The sequence below is a fragment of the Pseudomonas sp. 9_2_1 genome (assembly GCF_059295275.1).
This window is the reverse complement of the sequence record NZ_CM181239.1, coordinates 555,651-572,130: the sequence shown is the minus strand read 5'-3', so window position 1 is coordinate 572,130 and position 16,480 is coordinate 555,651. Positions and strand designations below refer to the sequence as shown.

The following is a 16,480-nucleotide window of genomic DNA, read 5'->3' as shown; positions in this document are numbered from 1 at the left end:
CGCATCAAGTCAGAGCAATCCGCGAAATTGTAACCACTCTTGTCATGGCCAACCATGCGCCCCAACGAATAGCGGTGCGCCTGCCGTCCGCTGGTCTTTCCATGCGAAGAATAAGAATCGAGGTCATTTTCCAATGCTCGAAGCACTCAACGATTTCCTTTCCGGGAAACTCCTCATCGTGCTGATCGTCGGTCTCGGCGGTTACTTCACCATCCGTTCCCGGTTCGTACAGTTCCGCCATTTCGCCCACATGTTCACCGTATTCAAGGAATCGCTGCGTGGCCAGGCAGGCCAGCTGAGCTCTTTCCAGGCCCTGATGCTGAGCCTGGCCGGTCGCGTGGGCGCGGGTAACATCGCCGGTGTCGGCATTGCCGTGACCCTGGGTGGCCCAGGCGCGGTGTTCTGGATGTGGGTCACTGCGCTGGTCGGCATGGCCAGCAGCTTCTTCGAATGCACCCTGGCCCAGGTCTACAAACGCGCCGACGGCGACGGCCTGTACCGCGGTGGCCCGGCCTACTACATCCAGCACGGCCTGAAGCTGAAAAGCATGGCCATCGTGTTCTCGGTGCTGCTGCTGGTCACTTACGGCTTTGCCTTCATCGGCCTGCAGTCGTACACCGTGACCCACTCGCTGCAGAACGCCTTTGCCTTCGACCCAAGGCACACCGGTATCGTCCTGGCCGTGCTGCTGGCCGTCACCTTCATCGGCGGCATCAAACGCATCGCTGCGGTTTCCGACCTGCTGGTACCGGTCAAGACCCTTGCCTACATCGGCGTGACCCTATACGTGATCGGCACCCAGATCGAGCACGTGCCTGCCATGCTGGAAACCATCTTCAAGAGCGCCTTCGGCCTTGATCCAGCGTTTGGCGGCCTGCTTGGCAGCGCCATCGTCATGGGCGTGAAGCGTGGTGTGTTCGCCAACGAAGCCGGCCTGGGTAGCGCGCCTAACGTCGCCGCCGTGGCGGCAGTGAAGCACCCGGGCGCGCAGGGCGTGGTCCAGGCCTTCAGCGTGTTCCTCGACACCTTCTTGATCTGCACCTGCACCGCACTGCTGATCTTGCTGTCGGGCTTCTACACCCCAGGCTTCGAAGGCGACGGCATTGTCCTGACCCAGAACTCGCTGGCCGCTGTGGTCGGTGACTGGGGCCGTGTGTTCGTCAGCGTGGCGCTGTCGCTGTTCGTCTTCACCTGCATCCTCTACAACTACTACCTGGGCGAGAACAGCCTGCAGTTCCTCAGCCGCAACCGCGTGGTGCTGATGATCTTCCGTGGCCTGGTACTGGCACTGGTGGTATGGGGTTCGATGCAGGACCTGTCGACCGTGTTCGCCTTCGCCGACATCACCATGACCTGCCTGGCCTTCGTCAACCTGGTGGCCCTGGCCATGCTGTTCAAGGTCGGCCTGCGGGTGATGAACGACTACGACGACCAGCGCAAGGCCGGTATCCAGCAACCGGTGTTCGACTCGAGCAAATTCGTCGACCTGGACCTGGACCGCAATGCCTGGCCTGCCAATGCCCAGGCCGAAACAGCCGCTGACAAAATGGCCGCTCAAGCCCAGCCACAGCGCTGATACCCTGCGCTACCCAGCCGCCCCGTTCGCGGGCGGCTTTTCTTTCTCCGCTCACCGCTACGGATGCTTTCCATGCGTGCAGTCAAGAATCTTCTCGTTCTCTATACCGGTGGCACCATCGGCATGCTCGAAACCCCGGAAGGCCTGGCGCCAGCCGGTGGTTTTGAAGCGCGCATGCGCGAACACTTCGCCCAGATGGCCGATGCGCCCCAGCTGCAATGGACCCTGCAAGAGCTGAACCCGCTGCTGGACAGCGCCAACATGCAGCAGCACAACTGGCTGGCGATGCGCGATGCCATCGTCGAGGCGGTGGATGTGGCTGGCCATGATGGCGTGCTGGTGTTGCACGGCACCGACAGCCTGGCCTACAGCGCCGCGGCATTGTCGTTCCTGTTGCTGGGCCTGCCAGCAGCGGTGCTGCTGACCGGTTCGATGCTGCCGGCAGGTGCCGGCGGCAGTGACGCCTGGGACAACCTGTGTGGCGCGCTGCGCCAGTTCGAACAGGGGCTGGAGGATGGCGTGCAGCTGTATTTCCACGGTCAGCTGCTGCATGGCTGCCGGACATCGAAACTGCGCAGCGAAGCGTTCGATGCCTTTGCTGCACTGCCGCGCCATCGTGAAGGCCAGCGTGCCGCCGAATTGCCGGCGGTGCTGGGCTATCGCCAACAGCGCCAGCCGGTCAACCTGGCGGTGATGCCGGTGTTCCCGGGCCTGCGTGCCGAACACCTGAAAGCGCTGCTCGACAGCGGTGTGCAAGGGCTGCTGCTGGAGTGCTATGGCAGCGGTACCGGGCCTTCGGATGACCAGGCATTGCTGGATGCGCTGCGCGCGGCGCGCCAGCGCGGGGTAATGCTGGCGGCTATCAGCCAGTGCCCTGAAGGGTCGGTGGTGTTCGATACCTATGCGGCGGGTAACCGCCTGCGCGGGGCCGGGCTGGTCAGTGGCGGCGGCATGACCCGCGAGGCGGCACTGGGCAAGATGGTTGCGCTGCTGGGGGCCGGGCTGGATGTCGACACGGCAGAGCGGTGGTTTGCCCTGGATCTATGTGGGGAGCGGGCCTGACAGGCCCGAGAAAATGGCGGAAGGCAGCGGGAGTCGAACCTGCCCGGGAACGGCTGCCGTCCCCAACCGGGTTTGAAGCCCGGCCGCGCCACCGGGCGCGATTGCCTTCCTTGTATTCAGTGCCTGGCCTGCTGCTGGGCCAGGGCGCTGTCGGCGCGGATGTAACGCTGGTCGGCCACCCTGCGGGTCAGGCCAATGCGGTCGAAATACTCCAGCACCTGCACACTGCGCTTGCGACCGATGCCCAACATATCGCGAAACGCGGCAACCTGCACTATCGGCGTCTCGCTGGCCTGCCCCAGCAGCAGCTCTGCCATGCGCTGTAGCGTCGAATCAGGGTAGAACAGGTCGCGCACCACCTGGTGCACCATGCCCAGCCGGGCCAGCTTGCGCAGCAACAGGCGCACGTCGGCTTCAGCACGGTTTTCTTCGGTTGCCAGCGTCCTCACCCACGGCGGATCGTACCGGCCCGCCAGCAACTTCGGCTGCAAGCGCGCCCACAACGCACTGTCGGCTTCGCTCAACTGCACCTTGTGATCAGGCAAATGCAACCATGGTCCGCTGCTGGCCAGGGCACCGCTATCGAGCAGCTCATCCAGCAGGCTGACGAATGCGGGTCGCTCCAGGGGCAAGGCGGCGAAGCGGCGCAGGCGGTCACGGTCCGGGCCAAGCTGGTCGGGCTCTTGCTGGTGAAAGCGCGCCAGCTGCTCCAGCACCTGCTGCCTGAGCGCCTGCCACTGGTCGTAGGCAAAAAGCAGTTGGCCTTGCCGTGTGGCCACCACCAGCACGTCCTTGGGCAACTGCCAGGTTTCGCGCAGGCGATTGAATTGCCGCTCGAGGCGCTGTGGGTCGAGACCACCGGGGGCGCTGCCAAGCAGGGCGGGCAGGGCTGCCTCCAGGTCCTCGGCGTCACGCAGCACCTGCAACTGGCGCAGGCGCTGTTCGCTGCGGCGCTGGCGGCCAGGCGCAAACGGGTCCAGCACCTTGCCGCCGCCCAGGGTGCGCTGGGCACGCTGGTCGCGCAGTACCAGGCGGTCGCCGTGCACCGCCTGCAGCGGCGCGTTGAGCAGCAGCTGGGCGAACATGCGCTGGCCGGCTGCCAGGGTTTCGCCTTCCAGCAACGCCACACGGGCCGTCACATCCTGGGTACCGAGGTGCACGTGCACGGCGCTGAAATGTTCGAAGGTACGCGTCTCGCCCGGTAACAGGCGCAGTTCGATATCCACTCGAACGCTGGGCGCATGCAGCCACTCGGGCAGCAACCAGTCCCCGCGGTGTACCTGCTCGACGGCCAGGCGATCAGCCGCAATGTTCAGCGCCACCCGCTGGCCCGCTTCAGCCACCAGCGCAGCCTGGTTCTGGGCATGCAGGCCGCGCACCCGTACCGGCTTGCCGGCCTTGCCCAGCAACAATGTCTCGCCGACACTGACCCGCCCGGCCAGCGCCGTTCCGGTGACTACCACACCCGCACCGGTCACCGCGAAGGCACGGTCGACAGCCAGGCGAAAGCCACCCTGCACACTCCTTTGCCCCACCCGCGCCTCGGCCTCCAGCAAGGCCTGGCGCAGCGCTTCGACCCCTTCCCCACTGAGGCTCGACAACGGGAACTGCCGTGCCCCGGCATACGGCCCGGGCGCCAGCAGTTCGCCGACCTGTGCCTGCACTTCAGCCAGGCGGGCCGGCTCGACCCGGTCGCTTTTGCTGATCGCCACCAACGCCTGGGGAATGCCCAGCAGTTCGATGATCGCCAGGTGCTCGCGGGTCTGTGGCATCACCCCATCGTCGGCAGCGACCACCAGCAACACCAGGTCGATGCCATGGGCACCGGCCAGCATGTTGTGGATAAAACGCTCGTGGCCGGGCACATCGATAAAGCCGGTCAGCGCTGCACCTTCGGCCAGCGCTGCATAGCGGTAGCCAAGGTCGATGGTCATGCCACGGGCACGCTCTTCCTGGCGCTGGTCACCGGCCTGGCCGGTCAGCGCCTGCAGCAGCGCGGTCTTGCCATGGTCGATGTGGCCGGCAGTGCCGACAATCACTGCACCGGCCCCAGCTGCAGGGCTGGCAACTGCGCCAACCACTGGGCTTCGTCATCCAGTTGGCGCAGGTCCAGCCACAAGGCGTCATCGTCGATACGGCCGAGCACTGGCACTGGCAGGTCGCGCAAGGCCCGCTCAAGCACATGCAGGCTGCGCCCGCGCAGCTTTTTCGACACCTGCGGGCGCAGGCACAAGGCTGCACTGGGCAGGCGCGCCACGGGCTGGCTGCCACTGCCGATCATGCCCAGCGCCGGTTCGACACTGACCGCCCATTGCTCACCGACGCGGGCCTTGAGTTCAGGGGCCAGGCGCTCGGCCTGGGCGTGGATCTCGGCCTGGTTGCGGGTGAGCAGGCGCAGGCTGGGCAGGCGCTCGGCCAGGCGGTCAGGGTTGCGATACAGCGCCAACACGGCTTCCAGTGCGGCGAGGGTGATCTTGTCGACACGCAACGCGCGCTTGAGCGGGTTTTTCTTGATCCTGGCGATCAGCTCCTTGCGCCCCACGATGATCCCGGCTTGCGGCCCCCCCAGCAGCTTGTCGCCACTGAAGGTGACAATATCGGCGCCGTCGGCCAGGGCCTGGCGCACCGTGGGTTCGGCGGGCAGCCCCCAGCGGGTGAGGTCGAGCAGGCTGCCGCTGCCCAGGTCCTCGAGCAGCGGCAATTCGTGTTGCCTGGCGATGCACGCCAACTCGGCAGTGGGCACCTGGGTGGTGAAGCCCTGGATGCTGTAATTGCTGCAATGCACACGCATCAGCAAGCCAGTGCGCGGGCCGATGGCGGCTTCGTAGTCGCGGGCGTGGGTGCGGTTGGTGGTGCCGATTTCGTGCAGCTTCACACCGGCGCGGGCCATGATGTCGGGGATGCGGAAGGCACCGCCGATCTCGATCAGCTCACCACGGGAGATGATGCCCTCCTTACGCGCGCCCAGGCTGTTCAGCGCCAGCAGCACCGCGGCTGCGTTGTTGTTGACCACGGTGACGGCTTCGGCACCGGTCAGTTCGCGGATCAGGCCTTCGATCAGGTCGTCACGGTCGCCACGCTTGCCGCTGGCCAGGTCAAACTCCAGGTTGAGCGGGTAGCGGGCGGCGGTCTGCATGGCTTCAATGGCCTCTTCCGGCAACAGTGCACGACCCAGGTTGGTGTGCAGTACGGTGCCGGTAAGGTTGAACACTCGGCGGACCTGGCTGCGTTGCTGGATGGCGAGGCGTTCGCCGCTACGGCCGAGCAGGATTTGCGGGGCCAGTTCGGCACTGCCGACTTGGCCATTACGGGCAGGGTCGCGCAGGTCGTCGAGCAATTGGCGCAAGGTGGCGAGGACCGCGTCGCGGCCGTGGCGGTCGATCAGTGGGAGACAGGCCGGGTGGCGCAGAAGGGTATCGATGGAGGGCAGGCGTGGGGTGTCGCTGGCGAGGGTGATGGACATTCGGTACTACCTTGGACTGATCCGTTGTCTGTTCCGGCGCCTTTCGCGGGTAAACCCGCCCCCACAGGATTGTGCGCGGACCTTGTGGGAGCGGGTTCACCCGCGAAGCAGGCAACTCGGTGTTTCAGTGTAGACACTCGGCCACTAGCCGGGCGCGAGCATCAGGTTGGGCGCCATTCGATGGAAGCCCTCCTCGTCCAGCCGCATATCCAGCGCCAGGCTGGCCAGGTCATCGGCGAGCGGCTCGGCCGCCGCATCGTTCTCCAGATAGTTCTGCTTCAGGTAGCTCTGACACCCTGGGCAGCATTCGGCCCGCAGCGGCGCCTTGCCCGGTGCATGGCGATCGTCTTCAAGGCTGGTATAGCGCAAATCCTTGCTCGAATCGCAGTACACGCACTTGACCCGCACCACATGCCACTCGCAGGCACACAGCGAGCAAGCCAGATAGCGCAGGCCATTGTGCTTGCCGCGGTTACGCACCACTCCGGCCATCGCCGGCGAACCGCAGGCCGGGCATTGGGCCAGGCTGCCGGCGGGATTGAGCTCGGCCACTGGCAATGACAGCAGCCAACTGGACCATGCGGCCTGCAGCGCGGCCCCGATGAAGGGCACCAACGCCGCTGGCACCGCGTCGTACTGGCCAGCAAGCAGGGCAACACCCCAGCCCTTGTGCTGGTGTTCATCGCTGTCACGCAGCGCTTGCAACGCATCTCCCAACGCACTGCTGGTCTCGCTGTTGAAGTGCGCCAGCAAGGCCTGCAGCCAAACCAGCCAAGCTCCTTCACGCACCAGCCCGTCAGCCGCCAGCGGTGGCAGACCATGACTTATGCACAGGCGCTGACGATCTGCCGCGACCGGCACATCACCAGGCGGGTTATCCACCAGCTGCTGCTGGATACGGCACAACCGCGCGATAAACTTCATGTAATCGCCGAGGGCGTTACCCGCGGCCAACTGCTCAAGGCGCACCGCCCGCAGTTCGAACAGGTTGGCGGGCGGCATATGCAGAAACGGCGGCGTTACCGCCGACGTTTCAATCTGCCCGGGCTCGAGTATCGTGCTCAAACGTTCATCCTTCTTTACGTCGGTGATGGGTCGGGGTCTTGTCACCGGTCACTTCGCGGTACCACAACTTATGATGCTTGCGCGCCCAAGGGCGGCTGACCCAACCATGCAACATGGCGCCGATCGACCCCTTGATCCAGATACCCGCGTAGATATGCACGATGATGCTGAGGATCAGCACGAACGCGGCCAGGGCATGCAACAGGGCAGACAAACGGATAACTTCGATGCCGAACAGATGGCTGAAGTACGCCCGCCAGATCACCACACCGGTGACAAGAAGGGCCAGCATGCATAGCAGCAGGGTCCAGAACAGCAGCTTCTGCCCGGCGTTGTACTTGCCAACCGGCGGCACGCCCTCCTCCTCGTTGAGCATCACCCGGTCGATACGGCGCAGCCACAGGCGGTCGTTGGCGGTGATGAAGTTGGCGCGCCAGAAGCGCACCACCAGGCCGAGGAAGAACACGAACATCGCCACGCCCAGGAACGGATGCAGAATGCGCGTCCACGGCCCGCCGCCGAACAGGTGACTAAGCCAGAACAACGCCGGATGGAACAGCGCCAGCCCGGACAAACCGGCGGTCATGAACAGGATGGCGACGATCCAGTGGTTGGTCCGTTCGTTGGCGTTGTAGCGCAGGATGGGTCTGTTGTCGTTCATGGCCGCTGCTCCCCTTGCCCACCGGGCCTGGTCGGATCAAAGACATGGACGGCCGGGTCCACCTGATGCACCGACGTGTCTGCCGGGTGCACGCTGCCGTCCGGCGGGAGAGGATTTTCGTCTCCTTCGACGCGCTGTGGGCCGACCCGTACGTAATGGAAGAATCCGGCCAGCACCGCCGCGCCCATGGCCAGCAGCGCCAGCGGTTTGGTGAAGCCTTTCCACAGCCCCACCAGCGGGCTGATCACCGGTTGGTCCGGCAGGCCGGCGTACAGCCTGGGCGTGTCGGCATGGTGCAGGACGTACATCACATGGGTGCCGCCGACGCCGTCCGGGTCGTACAGCCCGGCATTGTCGAAACCCCGAAACTTCAGGTCGACAATGCGCTCGGCGGCATGCACCTTCATCTCCTCCTTGCTGCCGAACACGATCGCCCCGGTCGGGCAGGTTTTTACACACGCCGGCTCCAGGCCCACGCTGACGCGGTCGGAGCACAGGGTGCACTTGTACGCCTTGTGGTCCTTCTGCGAGATACGCGGGATATTGAACGGGCAACCGGTGATGCAGTAGCCGCAGCCGATGCAGTGGTCCTGGTTGAAGTCGACGATGCCGTTGGCGTGCTTGATGATCGCCCCCGGGCTGGGGCAGGCCTTCAGGCAACCTGGGTCGGCGCAGTGCATGCAGCCGTCCTTGCGGATCAGCCACTCCAGGTTGCCGTCGTCGCGCTCGTGCTCGGTGAAACGCATCAAGGTCCAGGTCTCGGCGGTGAGGTCCTGGGGGTTGTCGTAGGTACCATGGTTGTGGCCGACCTCGTCACGCAGTTCGTTCCACTCCGAACACGCCACCTGGCAAGCCTTGCAGCCGATGCACTTGGTGGTGTCGATCAGCTTGGCGACCTCCTCCAGCTGGCGTACCGAGGGCGGTACGGTGGTGGTGGCCGAGCGGGCAATGATGTCTTGGCTGGCCATCAGAGTTTCTCCACTTTGACGAGGAACGACTTGGACTCTGGCGTCTGCGTGTTGCCGTCACCCAGGAATGGCACCAGGGTGTTGGTCAGGTAGCCATGCCGGGTAGCCCCGGTGAAGCCCCAGTGCAACGGGATGCCGATCTGGTGCACGGTCTGGTTGTTGACCTGCAGCGGGCGAATCCGCTTGGTCACCACCGCCACCGCATCGATATGCCCGCGCTTGCTGGATACCCGCACCCGATCGCCGGCCTTGATGCCCTTCTCGTTGGCCAGCACCTCGCCGATCTCGACGAACTGCTCGGGCTGGGCAATGGCGTTGAGCCGGCAATGCTTGCTCCAGAAATGGAAGTGCTCGGTCAGCCGGTAGGTGGTGGCCGCGTACGGGAACTCGTCGTGGGTGCCGAGGGTGTCCCACACCGAATCGAAGATCCGCCCGGCCGGGTTGCTGGTGGCTTTCTTGTTCTGCGGGTGCAGGGGGTTGATGCCTATCGGCGTCTCGAATGGCTCGTAGTGTTCCGGGAACGGGCCTTCGGCCATCTTGTCGATGGCGAAGAAACGCGCCACGCCTTCGGGGTTCATAATGAACGGGTTCATGCCCGCCTCGGGTGGCGAATCGACCTTGAAATCCGGCACATCGGTGCCGGTCCAGGCTTTGCCGTTCCACCACACCAGGCGTTTTTTCTCCGGGTCCCAAGGCTTGCCCTGGGGGTCGCTGGAGGCACGGTTGTAGAGGATGCGCCGGTTGGCCGGCCAGGCCCAGGCCCAGTTCTGCACCTGGTGCATGCCGTACGGGTCGCTGTTGTCGCGGCGAGCCATCTGGTTGCCCTGCTCGGTCCAGCATCCGGCGAAGATCCAGCAGCCTGACGCGGTACTGCCATCGTCCTTCATCTGGCCAAAGCCCGAAAGCTGCTGCCCGGCCTTGATCACTGCACCGGTCGGGTCGGTGACATCGGTAACTGCCCAGCCATTCATCTCCTTGGCCAGCTCTTCCGGGGACGGCTCATCAGGGATCTTGTATGGCCAGTCGATGTTCATGATGGCGTCGGGGTAGGCACCGCCTTCCTTGCTGTAGCGCTCACGCAGGCGGATGAACAGCTCGCTCATGATCTGCACGTCGGTACGGGTCTCGCCAGGGCCGTCGGCGCCCTTCCAGTGCCACTGCAGCCAGCGGCTACTGTTGACCAGCGAGCCATCCTCCTCGGCGAAACAGGTGGTGGGCAGGCGGATCACTTCGGTCTGGATGCTGGCCGTATCGACGTCGTTGAACGGCCCGGCATTGCGCCAGAACTCCGAGGTCTCGGTGGCCAGCGGGTCCATGATCACCAGCCACTTGAGCTTGGCCAGTGCGGCGGTGACACGGTTCTTGTCCGGCAGCGCGGCAATCGGGTTGAAGCCTTGGCACATGTAGCCGTTGACCTTGCCCTGGCCCATCATCTCGAACATGCGCAGCACGTCGTAGGCCGGTACATCGAGCTTGGGCAACCAGTCATAGCCCCAGTTGTTTTCTGCCGTGGCGTTGGCGCCGTACCAGGCCTTCATCAGGCTGACGTGGAACTTGCCGTAGTTCTGCCAGTACGACAGCTGCCCCGGGCGCAGCGGCTTGGACGCACGCTTGTCGATGTAGGTGGCGTAGTCCTGCTCGGCGTCGCCGGCCAGGGTCAGGTAGCCTGGTAGCGAATTGGACAACAGGCCGAGGTCGGTCAGGCCCTGGATGTTGGAGTGCCCGCGCAGGGCGTTGACCCCGCCACCCGGCATGCCGACGTTGCCCAGCAGCAGTTGCACCATGGCCGCACTGCGGATGATCTGCGCACCAATCGAGTGCTGCGTCCAGCCCAGCGCGTAGAGGATGGTCATGGTCTTGCCCGGTACCGAGCAAGTGGCGATCTCCTCCCACACCTTCATCATCTGCTGCTGCGGCATGCCACAGGTCATGCTCGCCAGCTCGGGGGTGTAGCGGCTGTAGTGCTGTTTCATCAGCTGGAACACGCAACGGGGGTGCTGCAAGGTCGGGTCGACCTTGGCAAAGCCGTCTTCACCCAGCTCGTAACCCCAGCCGGACTTGTCGGCATACACCCGCTTGGCCTCGTCGTAGCCGCTGAACAGCCCGTCTTCGAAGCCATAGGTCTCTTTGACGATGAACGACACGTCGGTGTAGTTGCGCACGTACTCGTGCTGGATCTTGTCGTTGCTCAGCAGGTAATTGATCAGCCCGCCCATGAAGGCAATATCGGTACCGGTACGGATCGGCGCGTAGTAGTCCGCCACCGAAGCGGTTCGGGTAAACCGCGGGTCGACCACGATCAGCCGCGCCTTGTTGTGCGCCTTGGCCTCGGTCACCCACTTGAAGCCGCAAGGATGCGCTTCTGCTGCGTTGCCACCCATCACCAGGACCAGATTCGCGTTGGCGATATCTGACCAGTGGTTGGTCATGGCGCCACGGCCGTACGTCGGGGCAAGACTTGCCACCGTCGGGCCATGTCAGACACGTGCCTGGTTATCGAACCCCAGCATGCCTGTTGCGCGGACCACCTTGTGGGTCAGGTAGCCTGCCTCGCTGGAGGCAGCAGAGGCAGCCAGAAAACCGGTGGTTAGCCAGCGGTTGACTGTCTGCCCCTGGGCGTTTTTCTCGATAAAGTTGGCGTCGCGGTCCTGTTTCATCAGGTCGGCGACGCGGTCGAGCGCCTCGTCCCAGTTGACCCGCACCCACTCCTTGCTGCCCGGCTTGCGTACTTCGGGGTACTGCAGCCGGCTCGGGCTGTGGATAAAGTCCAGCAGGCCGGCGCCTTTCGGGCAGAGGGTGCCGCGGTTGACCGGATGGTCGGCGTCGCCTTCGATATGGATGATGTTCTGTTTGACGTTTTTACCCGCATCACCCTGGCTGTACAGGATCAGGCCGCAGCCGACCGAGCAGTAGGGGCAGGTGTTGCGCGTCTCGAGGGTGTGCGCCAGCTTGAAGTGACGCACCTGCTCGGCGAATGCCGGTGTCGGGGCCATACCCAACGCCGCAAGGCTCGAGCCTCCAAGGCCGACGGCGGCGACCTTGAAGAACTGCCGACGGTTCAGGTCCATCGTGCACTCCTGATCAGGTTTGGACGCGCGGAACATGGCCGGCGCCTCTCGGTAGTCACGGTGGCGGCCAATTGATGGCTGCCAACCGTTAAGACTAGTCAAGAATCCGCAAGGTGCGATGACCTGGGTCAGGTGGTAGCGCTTTATTCACGCTCAGGCACGCGGCAGGTTGCGCACCACGTTCAGCGCCGCACTGCTCTGCGCCACCGGCATGATCTCGATGCTGTTGATGTTCACATGCGCTGGCTGCTCGGCTATCCAGGCCACCGTGGCTGCGATATCTTCCGGCAGAATGGCCTGCACGTCGCGATACAGCGCCTGCACCGCCTCCAGGTCACCGTTCAGACGCACCAGAGAAAAATCAGTGCCCGAGCATAAGCCAGGCTCGATGTTGCTCACCCGTATCCGAGTACCGGCGAGGTCGGCACGCAGGTTGAGGCTGAACTGGCGGACGAAGGCCTTGCTGGCGCCATACACATTGCCGCCCGGATAGGGATAGGTGCCGGCAATGGAGCCGATATTGATGATCATGCCGCTGTCGGCTTCGACCATACGCGGCAGGACCTTGTGGGTGACCATCGCCAGGCCGGTGATGTTGGTGTCGATCATCTGCTGCCAGTTTTCCGCGCTGCTGGCCTGGGCTTTGTCGACGCCTAGCGCCAGGCCGGCATTGTTGACCAGCAGGTCGATCTGCAGCTTGGCATCGGCAATCTGCTCCATCGCCGTCCCGAGTGATACCGGGTCGGTAACGTCCAACGCCAGGGGGATGAAATTGACCCCCAGTTCTGTCTCCAGCGCCTGCAGCTTGTCCAGGCGCCTGGCGCCGCCCAGCACACGGTAGCCTTTGGCAATCAGTGTGCGGCAGATGGCCCGGCCGAACCCCGAAGAGGCGCCAGTCACGAATGCAGTTTTCATCAGTTTTCTCCAAATGGGTGGGTCAGACCAGGTATTTGACGCCCAGGCTGGTGAACAGGCAGAGCATCGAGAACACCAGCGCCTTGCGCACCACTTCATTGCCTTTGCGCAGGGCCAGGGCACTGCCCAGGTGGTTGCCGAGAATGTTGCAGGCCACCAGCGGCAGGGCCAGCAGGTACACGACCTTGCCGGCGATGACGAAGGCCACCAATGCACCGATGTTGGAGGCGAAATTGAAGGTCTTGGAGTTGGCCGAGCTGGACACCAGGTCCATTCGCAGCAGGTAGTGGAAGGCAATGATGAACATGCTGCCGGTGCCCGGGCCGAAGAATCCGTCATAGAAGCCGATGGCAAGGCAGGTAAGCGGAACTACGGTGTAGAGCACCCGCGATGACAATTCACGCTCCTCGACTGGCCGGTCCTTTGGTGTCAGGAAGATAAGGATGCCGAACGGGATCAACGCCAGGATGATCTTGCCTACGGTCTCCTGGGGGATGGAGACGATCAGATGCGCGCCCAGGTAGGCACCAAGCAACGAGAATGGCACCCCGACCAGCGCCACCTGCCAGACCATCCTGCTGTTGGCCAGAAAGTTTCGAATAGCAGCCAACGTGCCCAAGGTACTGACCAGCTTCTCCTGGCCCAGCGCGACCTGCGGCGGCATGCCGACCAGCAGAAACCCTGGGACCAGAAACAACCCGCCGCCACCTGCGATGCTGTCGACAAACCCGGCGACAAATGCAATCGCCCCGAGCATCAGGATCGCCAACAACCAGTGTTCCGCCCAAAAGGCTCCTAACAGTTCCATAGCAGTACTTCCATCGAGTCGGTGAAAAAGATCAGGAGAGGACTTCGTACAGGTGGTCCGCTCGCGCGAAATGCACCCGGTTCAAGTCGTTGACCGCAAACAGACGTAACAGCCAGCGGTCGGCACCATCGTTCTGCGGCTCGAAGCCATCGCGGGCGTGCAGCACACGCTGGTTCTTGAAGATCATGAAATCACCCGGCAGCAACAGGTGCGGTTCGTCGAAGCGGCGGGTTTCCAGCACCGATCGCAGGTTTGCCAGAGCCTGCTCTGCACGCAAGTTCAGCCCGTGGGTGTTCTCGCTGTCGAAGCGGCACAGCCATTCACCGGCGTGACCACGGGCCAGCACCGGCAGCTCGGCCGTGCACCGACGATTGCCGGTAAACGAGTCGGGGCGGCGGACTTCGAACTGCGGCAGGGAAAGCTCACGAACCGCCGAGGCAGGTAATGCCGCCACTACCGCATCAAGATTGACCAGCGTCGTGCTGATGCGCGGGTCACAGCGCATGCCGAAGAACGAGAGATATTCCGGGCAGCAGGACGCCGTGCCAAGTGGCTCGGATGACAGCGGCAAGTCCGGGTTATCCACATGATAGGAAAAGCGCAACCGCGAGCCATGGGAACTCTTGTGGCTGGATGCATTGCGCGACGGAATGACGTGGCGGAACAGCCGGCCGTTGTTCTCCCCTTCGTAAACGATCGGGTTGATACCCATCAGGCTCTGCATGCTCAGTGTTACCAAGCAGGCAATTGGCGTACTCCCCGGGCTTAGCACACCGGAATAAGGAGTGGGCGGGATGTCCCGATCCCGGGGGCAGTTGCGCACGATCATGCTAGTCAGGTGCGGGTCTTCGACAAACCCGCGAATCTGCTGGCACAACCCCTTGCCCAGCACCTCCTGAGCCTGGTCCCTGAGCTGTGGGTAAAGCTCCTTGCTGGTCTCGAAATCGAGAGGGGTGTTGTTCAGCAGGGTTTGCCAGGCACTGGAGCTAACCCAGGGCAGGCGGATCTCAAGTGAAGCCTGAGGCTCGGTCACTTGATGCAGGTGTGCGCTTTCCATTTCGAGTGTTATTCCATTGAGCTGGCTCGAGGCCGTTCGATGTCGTGCTAGGCCGGGCAGAGGCGGCAGACGTTATAATTTTTCCCTTTCACAGCGGTGTGACGACAGGTAGAGGCAACCGGCAGGTCGCGCTCACATTGCATCGACTCAATCATTGTAATTACAAAAATAAAATCGATTCAATCCATTTCTGCGAAGCAAATAGATGTCGATTGAATCGATTCAATCAACTCATTGATTTCAAAAGGTTTCTGGTCGATGGCGCAATGCTCAGGGCGTCCAGTCCGACGTGGAGTAGGCGGAGGACAAACAAGGCCGACATAAAGCGCAGTACGCAAGCATGGCAATCAAGGTAATTTACCCGTAGGAAAACACAATTACTCCTATAAGACCTTTCGTGCTAGGCTTTCGCGTTCTCGCAGATTCTGGTGCCATTTCCATGTGGGTTCCTCACTACAGCGACCTGGCGCAGCCGGTCTACCTGATGATCGCCGATGCTCTTGAGCAGGACATTGGCAACGGCCGGCTGGTGGCAGGCGAACGTCTGCCAACGCTCAAGGACCTCGCCGAGTCCTTGAACGTGACACCCGGCACTATCGGGCGCGCCTATGACGAAGCGGCCAAACGCGGCCTGGTAGTGGGCGAAGTCGGGCGGGGTACCTTCGTCCTGCAGCAACGCCAGGCGCAAACGCCTCCCCCGTCAACACGCCAAACGCCGATACCGCCCGAGCGAGAAAGCGGCCAGATCGACCTGTCGATCATCAAACCCGATGACGCGCACATGACGGACTGGCTGCGGGGGGCCATAACCGAACTGGCCCAGTCACCCGACCTGGTGCAAGTACTCGACTACGTGACCGAGGGCGGCCATGCCACCCATAAACAAGCCGGCGCGGCCTGGATTCAGCGTTGGTTGCCGGAAGCGCGCTGGCAACAGGTGGTGCTGACCTCGGGCGCCCAGCACGGCCTGCTGGTAGCCATCAGCAGCCTGTCGAAGAATGAAGACGTGGTGTTGTGCGAGTCCTTCTGCTACCCGGGCATCATTTCCCTGGCCCATAGCATGGGGCGCCGTCTGCGCGGCGTGGCCATGGACGAGCACGGGCTGATCCCCGAAGCACTGCGTGCGGCGTGCCTGGAGCACCGCCCTTCCCTTCTGGTGTGTGTCACCACTCACCAGAACCCGACCAACACCATCATGCCCCACGCACGGCGCCAGGCCATCGCCGAAATCGCCCGCGAGTTCGACCTGTTCATCGTCGATGATGATATCTACGGTTTTCTCGAACCCGCGCCGGACTACAAACCCCTGGCTGCCTATGCGCCAGAGCGCTCGGTGTACCTCACCAGCCTGTCCAAGAGCGTGCTGCCTGCGCTGCGCATCGGCTACCTTTATGCGCCGCCGCAAACGCTCTCACGATTATCGTCGATGGTGCGCAGCAGTGTCTGGATGCCTTCGCCGCTGATGGCACAACTGGCCAGCAACCTGATCAACAGCGGCATGGCCGACCGCCTGGTGCAGGTGCAGCAGGAGGAAGCGGCGGCGCGCCAGTGCATGGCGCAGCAGATTCTTGGCAAGTACAAGATCCGCAGCCAGCCCAACAGCTTCCACATCTGGCTGGAGTTGCCCGCCCCCTGGACCAGCGACGAGTTTGCCAACCTGGCCCGCAGCAACGGCGTCACGGTGGTGAGTGGCAGCCAGTTCCTGCCCGAACGTAGCAACGCCACCTGTGGGGTGCGGATTGCGCTGATGACACCAAGCCGTCAGGAACTGGGCTTTGCATTGACCAAGCTGGTCAGCTTGCTGGATTCGCCGGAGCCGCGGCTGTTCTATTGAAGC

General features: G+C 63.4%; 12 protein-coding genes and 1 tRNA gene. 3 read left to right on the top strand and 10 right to left on the bottom strand.

Features of this window, described 5'->3' with window-relative positions:
• Positions 1-133: 133 nt before the first annotated feature.
• A complete protein-coding gene (locus tag AC5O5I_RS02500; RefSeq protein ID WP_494512018.1) occupies positions 134-1,576 on the top strand; it encodes an alanine/glycine:cation symporter family protein in 1,443 nt (480 codons plus the stop codon).
• A gap of 72 nt (positions 1,577-1,648) precedes the next feature.
• The gene (locus AC5O5I_RS02495; RefSeq protein ID WP_372242412.1) at positions 1,649-2,638 is read left to right on the top strand and encodes an asparaginase; all 990 of its coding nucleotides are present in this window, start codon (positions 1,649-1,651) and stop codon (positions 2,636-2,638) included.
• 14 nt (positions 2,639-2,652) lie between these two features.
• On the opposite strand, the gene AC5O5I_RS02490 is transcribed toward AC5O5I_RS02495, so the two are convergent.
• The 10 genes from AC5O5I_RS02490 to AC5O5I_RS02445 form a co-directional block, all read right to left on the bottom strand.
• A tRNA-Sec gene (locus AC5O5I_RS02490) sits at positions 2,653-2,748 on the bottom strand.
• Positions 2,749-2,754: 6 nt separating this feature from the next.
• Positions 2,755-4,677: a selenocysteine-specific translation elongation factor gene (gene selB / locus AC5O5I_RS02485; RefSeq protein ID WP_172220630.1), complete on the bottom strand. Its 1,923-nt coding sequence runs from the start codon at positions 4,675-4,677 to the stop codon at positions 2,755-2,757.
• On the bottom strand, positions 4,674-6,101 hold the full coding sequence (gene selA, locus AC5O5I_RS02480; RefSeq protein WP_494512017.1) for an L-seryl-tRNA(Sec) selenium transferase: 1,428 nt from the start codon (positions 6,099-6,101) through the stop codon (positions 4,674-4,676). The genes selB and selA overlap by 4 nt, the downstream gene beginning before the upstream one ends.
• A 144-nt stretch (positions 6,102-6,245) precedes the next feature.
• A complete protein-coding gene (gene fdhE, locus AC5O5I_RS02475) occupies positions 6,246-7,166 on the bottom strand; it encodes a formate dehydrogenase accessory protein FdhE (RefSeq protein ID WP_494512016.1) in 921 nt (306 codons plus the stop codon).
• A gap of 4 nt (positions 7,167-7,170) precedes the next feature.
• Positions 7,171-7,827, bottom strand: coding sequence for a formate dehydrogenase subunit gamma (locus AC5O5I_RS02470; protein ID WP_172220641.1), 657 nt, complete (start codon positions 7,825-7,827; stop codon positions 7,171-7,173).
• Positions 7,824-8,795, bottom strand: coding sequence for a formate dehydrogenase subunit beta (fdxH, locus tag AC5O5I_RS02465; protein WP_494512015.1), 972 nt, complete (start codon positions 8,793-8,795; stop codon positions 7,824-7,826). The genes AC5O5I_RS02470 and fdxH overlap by 4 nt, the downstream gene beginning before the upstream one ends.
• Positions 8,795-11,863, bottom strand: a complete 3,069-nt coding sequence (gene fdnG, locus AC5O5I_RS02460; RefSeq protein ID WP_494512014.1) for a formate dehydrogenase-N subunit alpha — start codon at positions 11,861-11,863, stop codon at positions 8,795-8,797. Before fdnG ends, fdxH begins: the two co-directional genes overlap by 1 nt.
• Before the next feature lie 153 nt (positions 11,864-12,016).
• On the bottom strand, positions 12,017-12,778 hold the full coding sequence (locus AC5O5I_RS02455) for an SDR family NAD(P)-dependent oxidoreductase (RefSeq protein WP_172230103.1): 762 nt from the start codon (positions 12,776-12,778) through the stop codon (positions 12,017-12,019).
• A 22-nt stretch (positions 12,779-12,800) separates the two neighbouring features.
• Positions 12,801-13,586, bottom strand: coding sequence for a sulfite exporter TauE/SafE family protein (locus tag AC5O5I_RS02450; RefSeq protein ID WP_172285386.1), 786 nt, complete (start codon positions 13,584-13,586; stop codon positions 12,801-12,803).
• A gap of 31 nt (positions 13,587-13,617) precedes the next feature.
• Entirely contained in the window at positions 13,618-14,643 is a 1,026-nt protein-coding gene (locus AC5O5I_RS02445) for a TauD/TfdA family dioxygenase (RefSeq protein ID WP_172230109.1), read from the bottom strand.
• A 439-nt stretch (positions 14,644-15,082) separates the two neighbouring features.
• On the opposite strand from AC5O5I_RS02445, the gene AC5O5I_RS02440 reads away from it, so the two are divergent.
• Positions 15,083-16,477 (top strand): aminotransferase-like domain-containing protein, encoded by a 1,395-nt coding sequence (locus AC5O5I_RS02440; RefSeq protein ID WP_172230112.1) that lies wholly within the window; start codon positions 15,083-15,085, stop codon positions 16,475-16,477.
• The last annotated feature ends 3 nt before the right edge of the window (positions 16,478-16,480 follow it).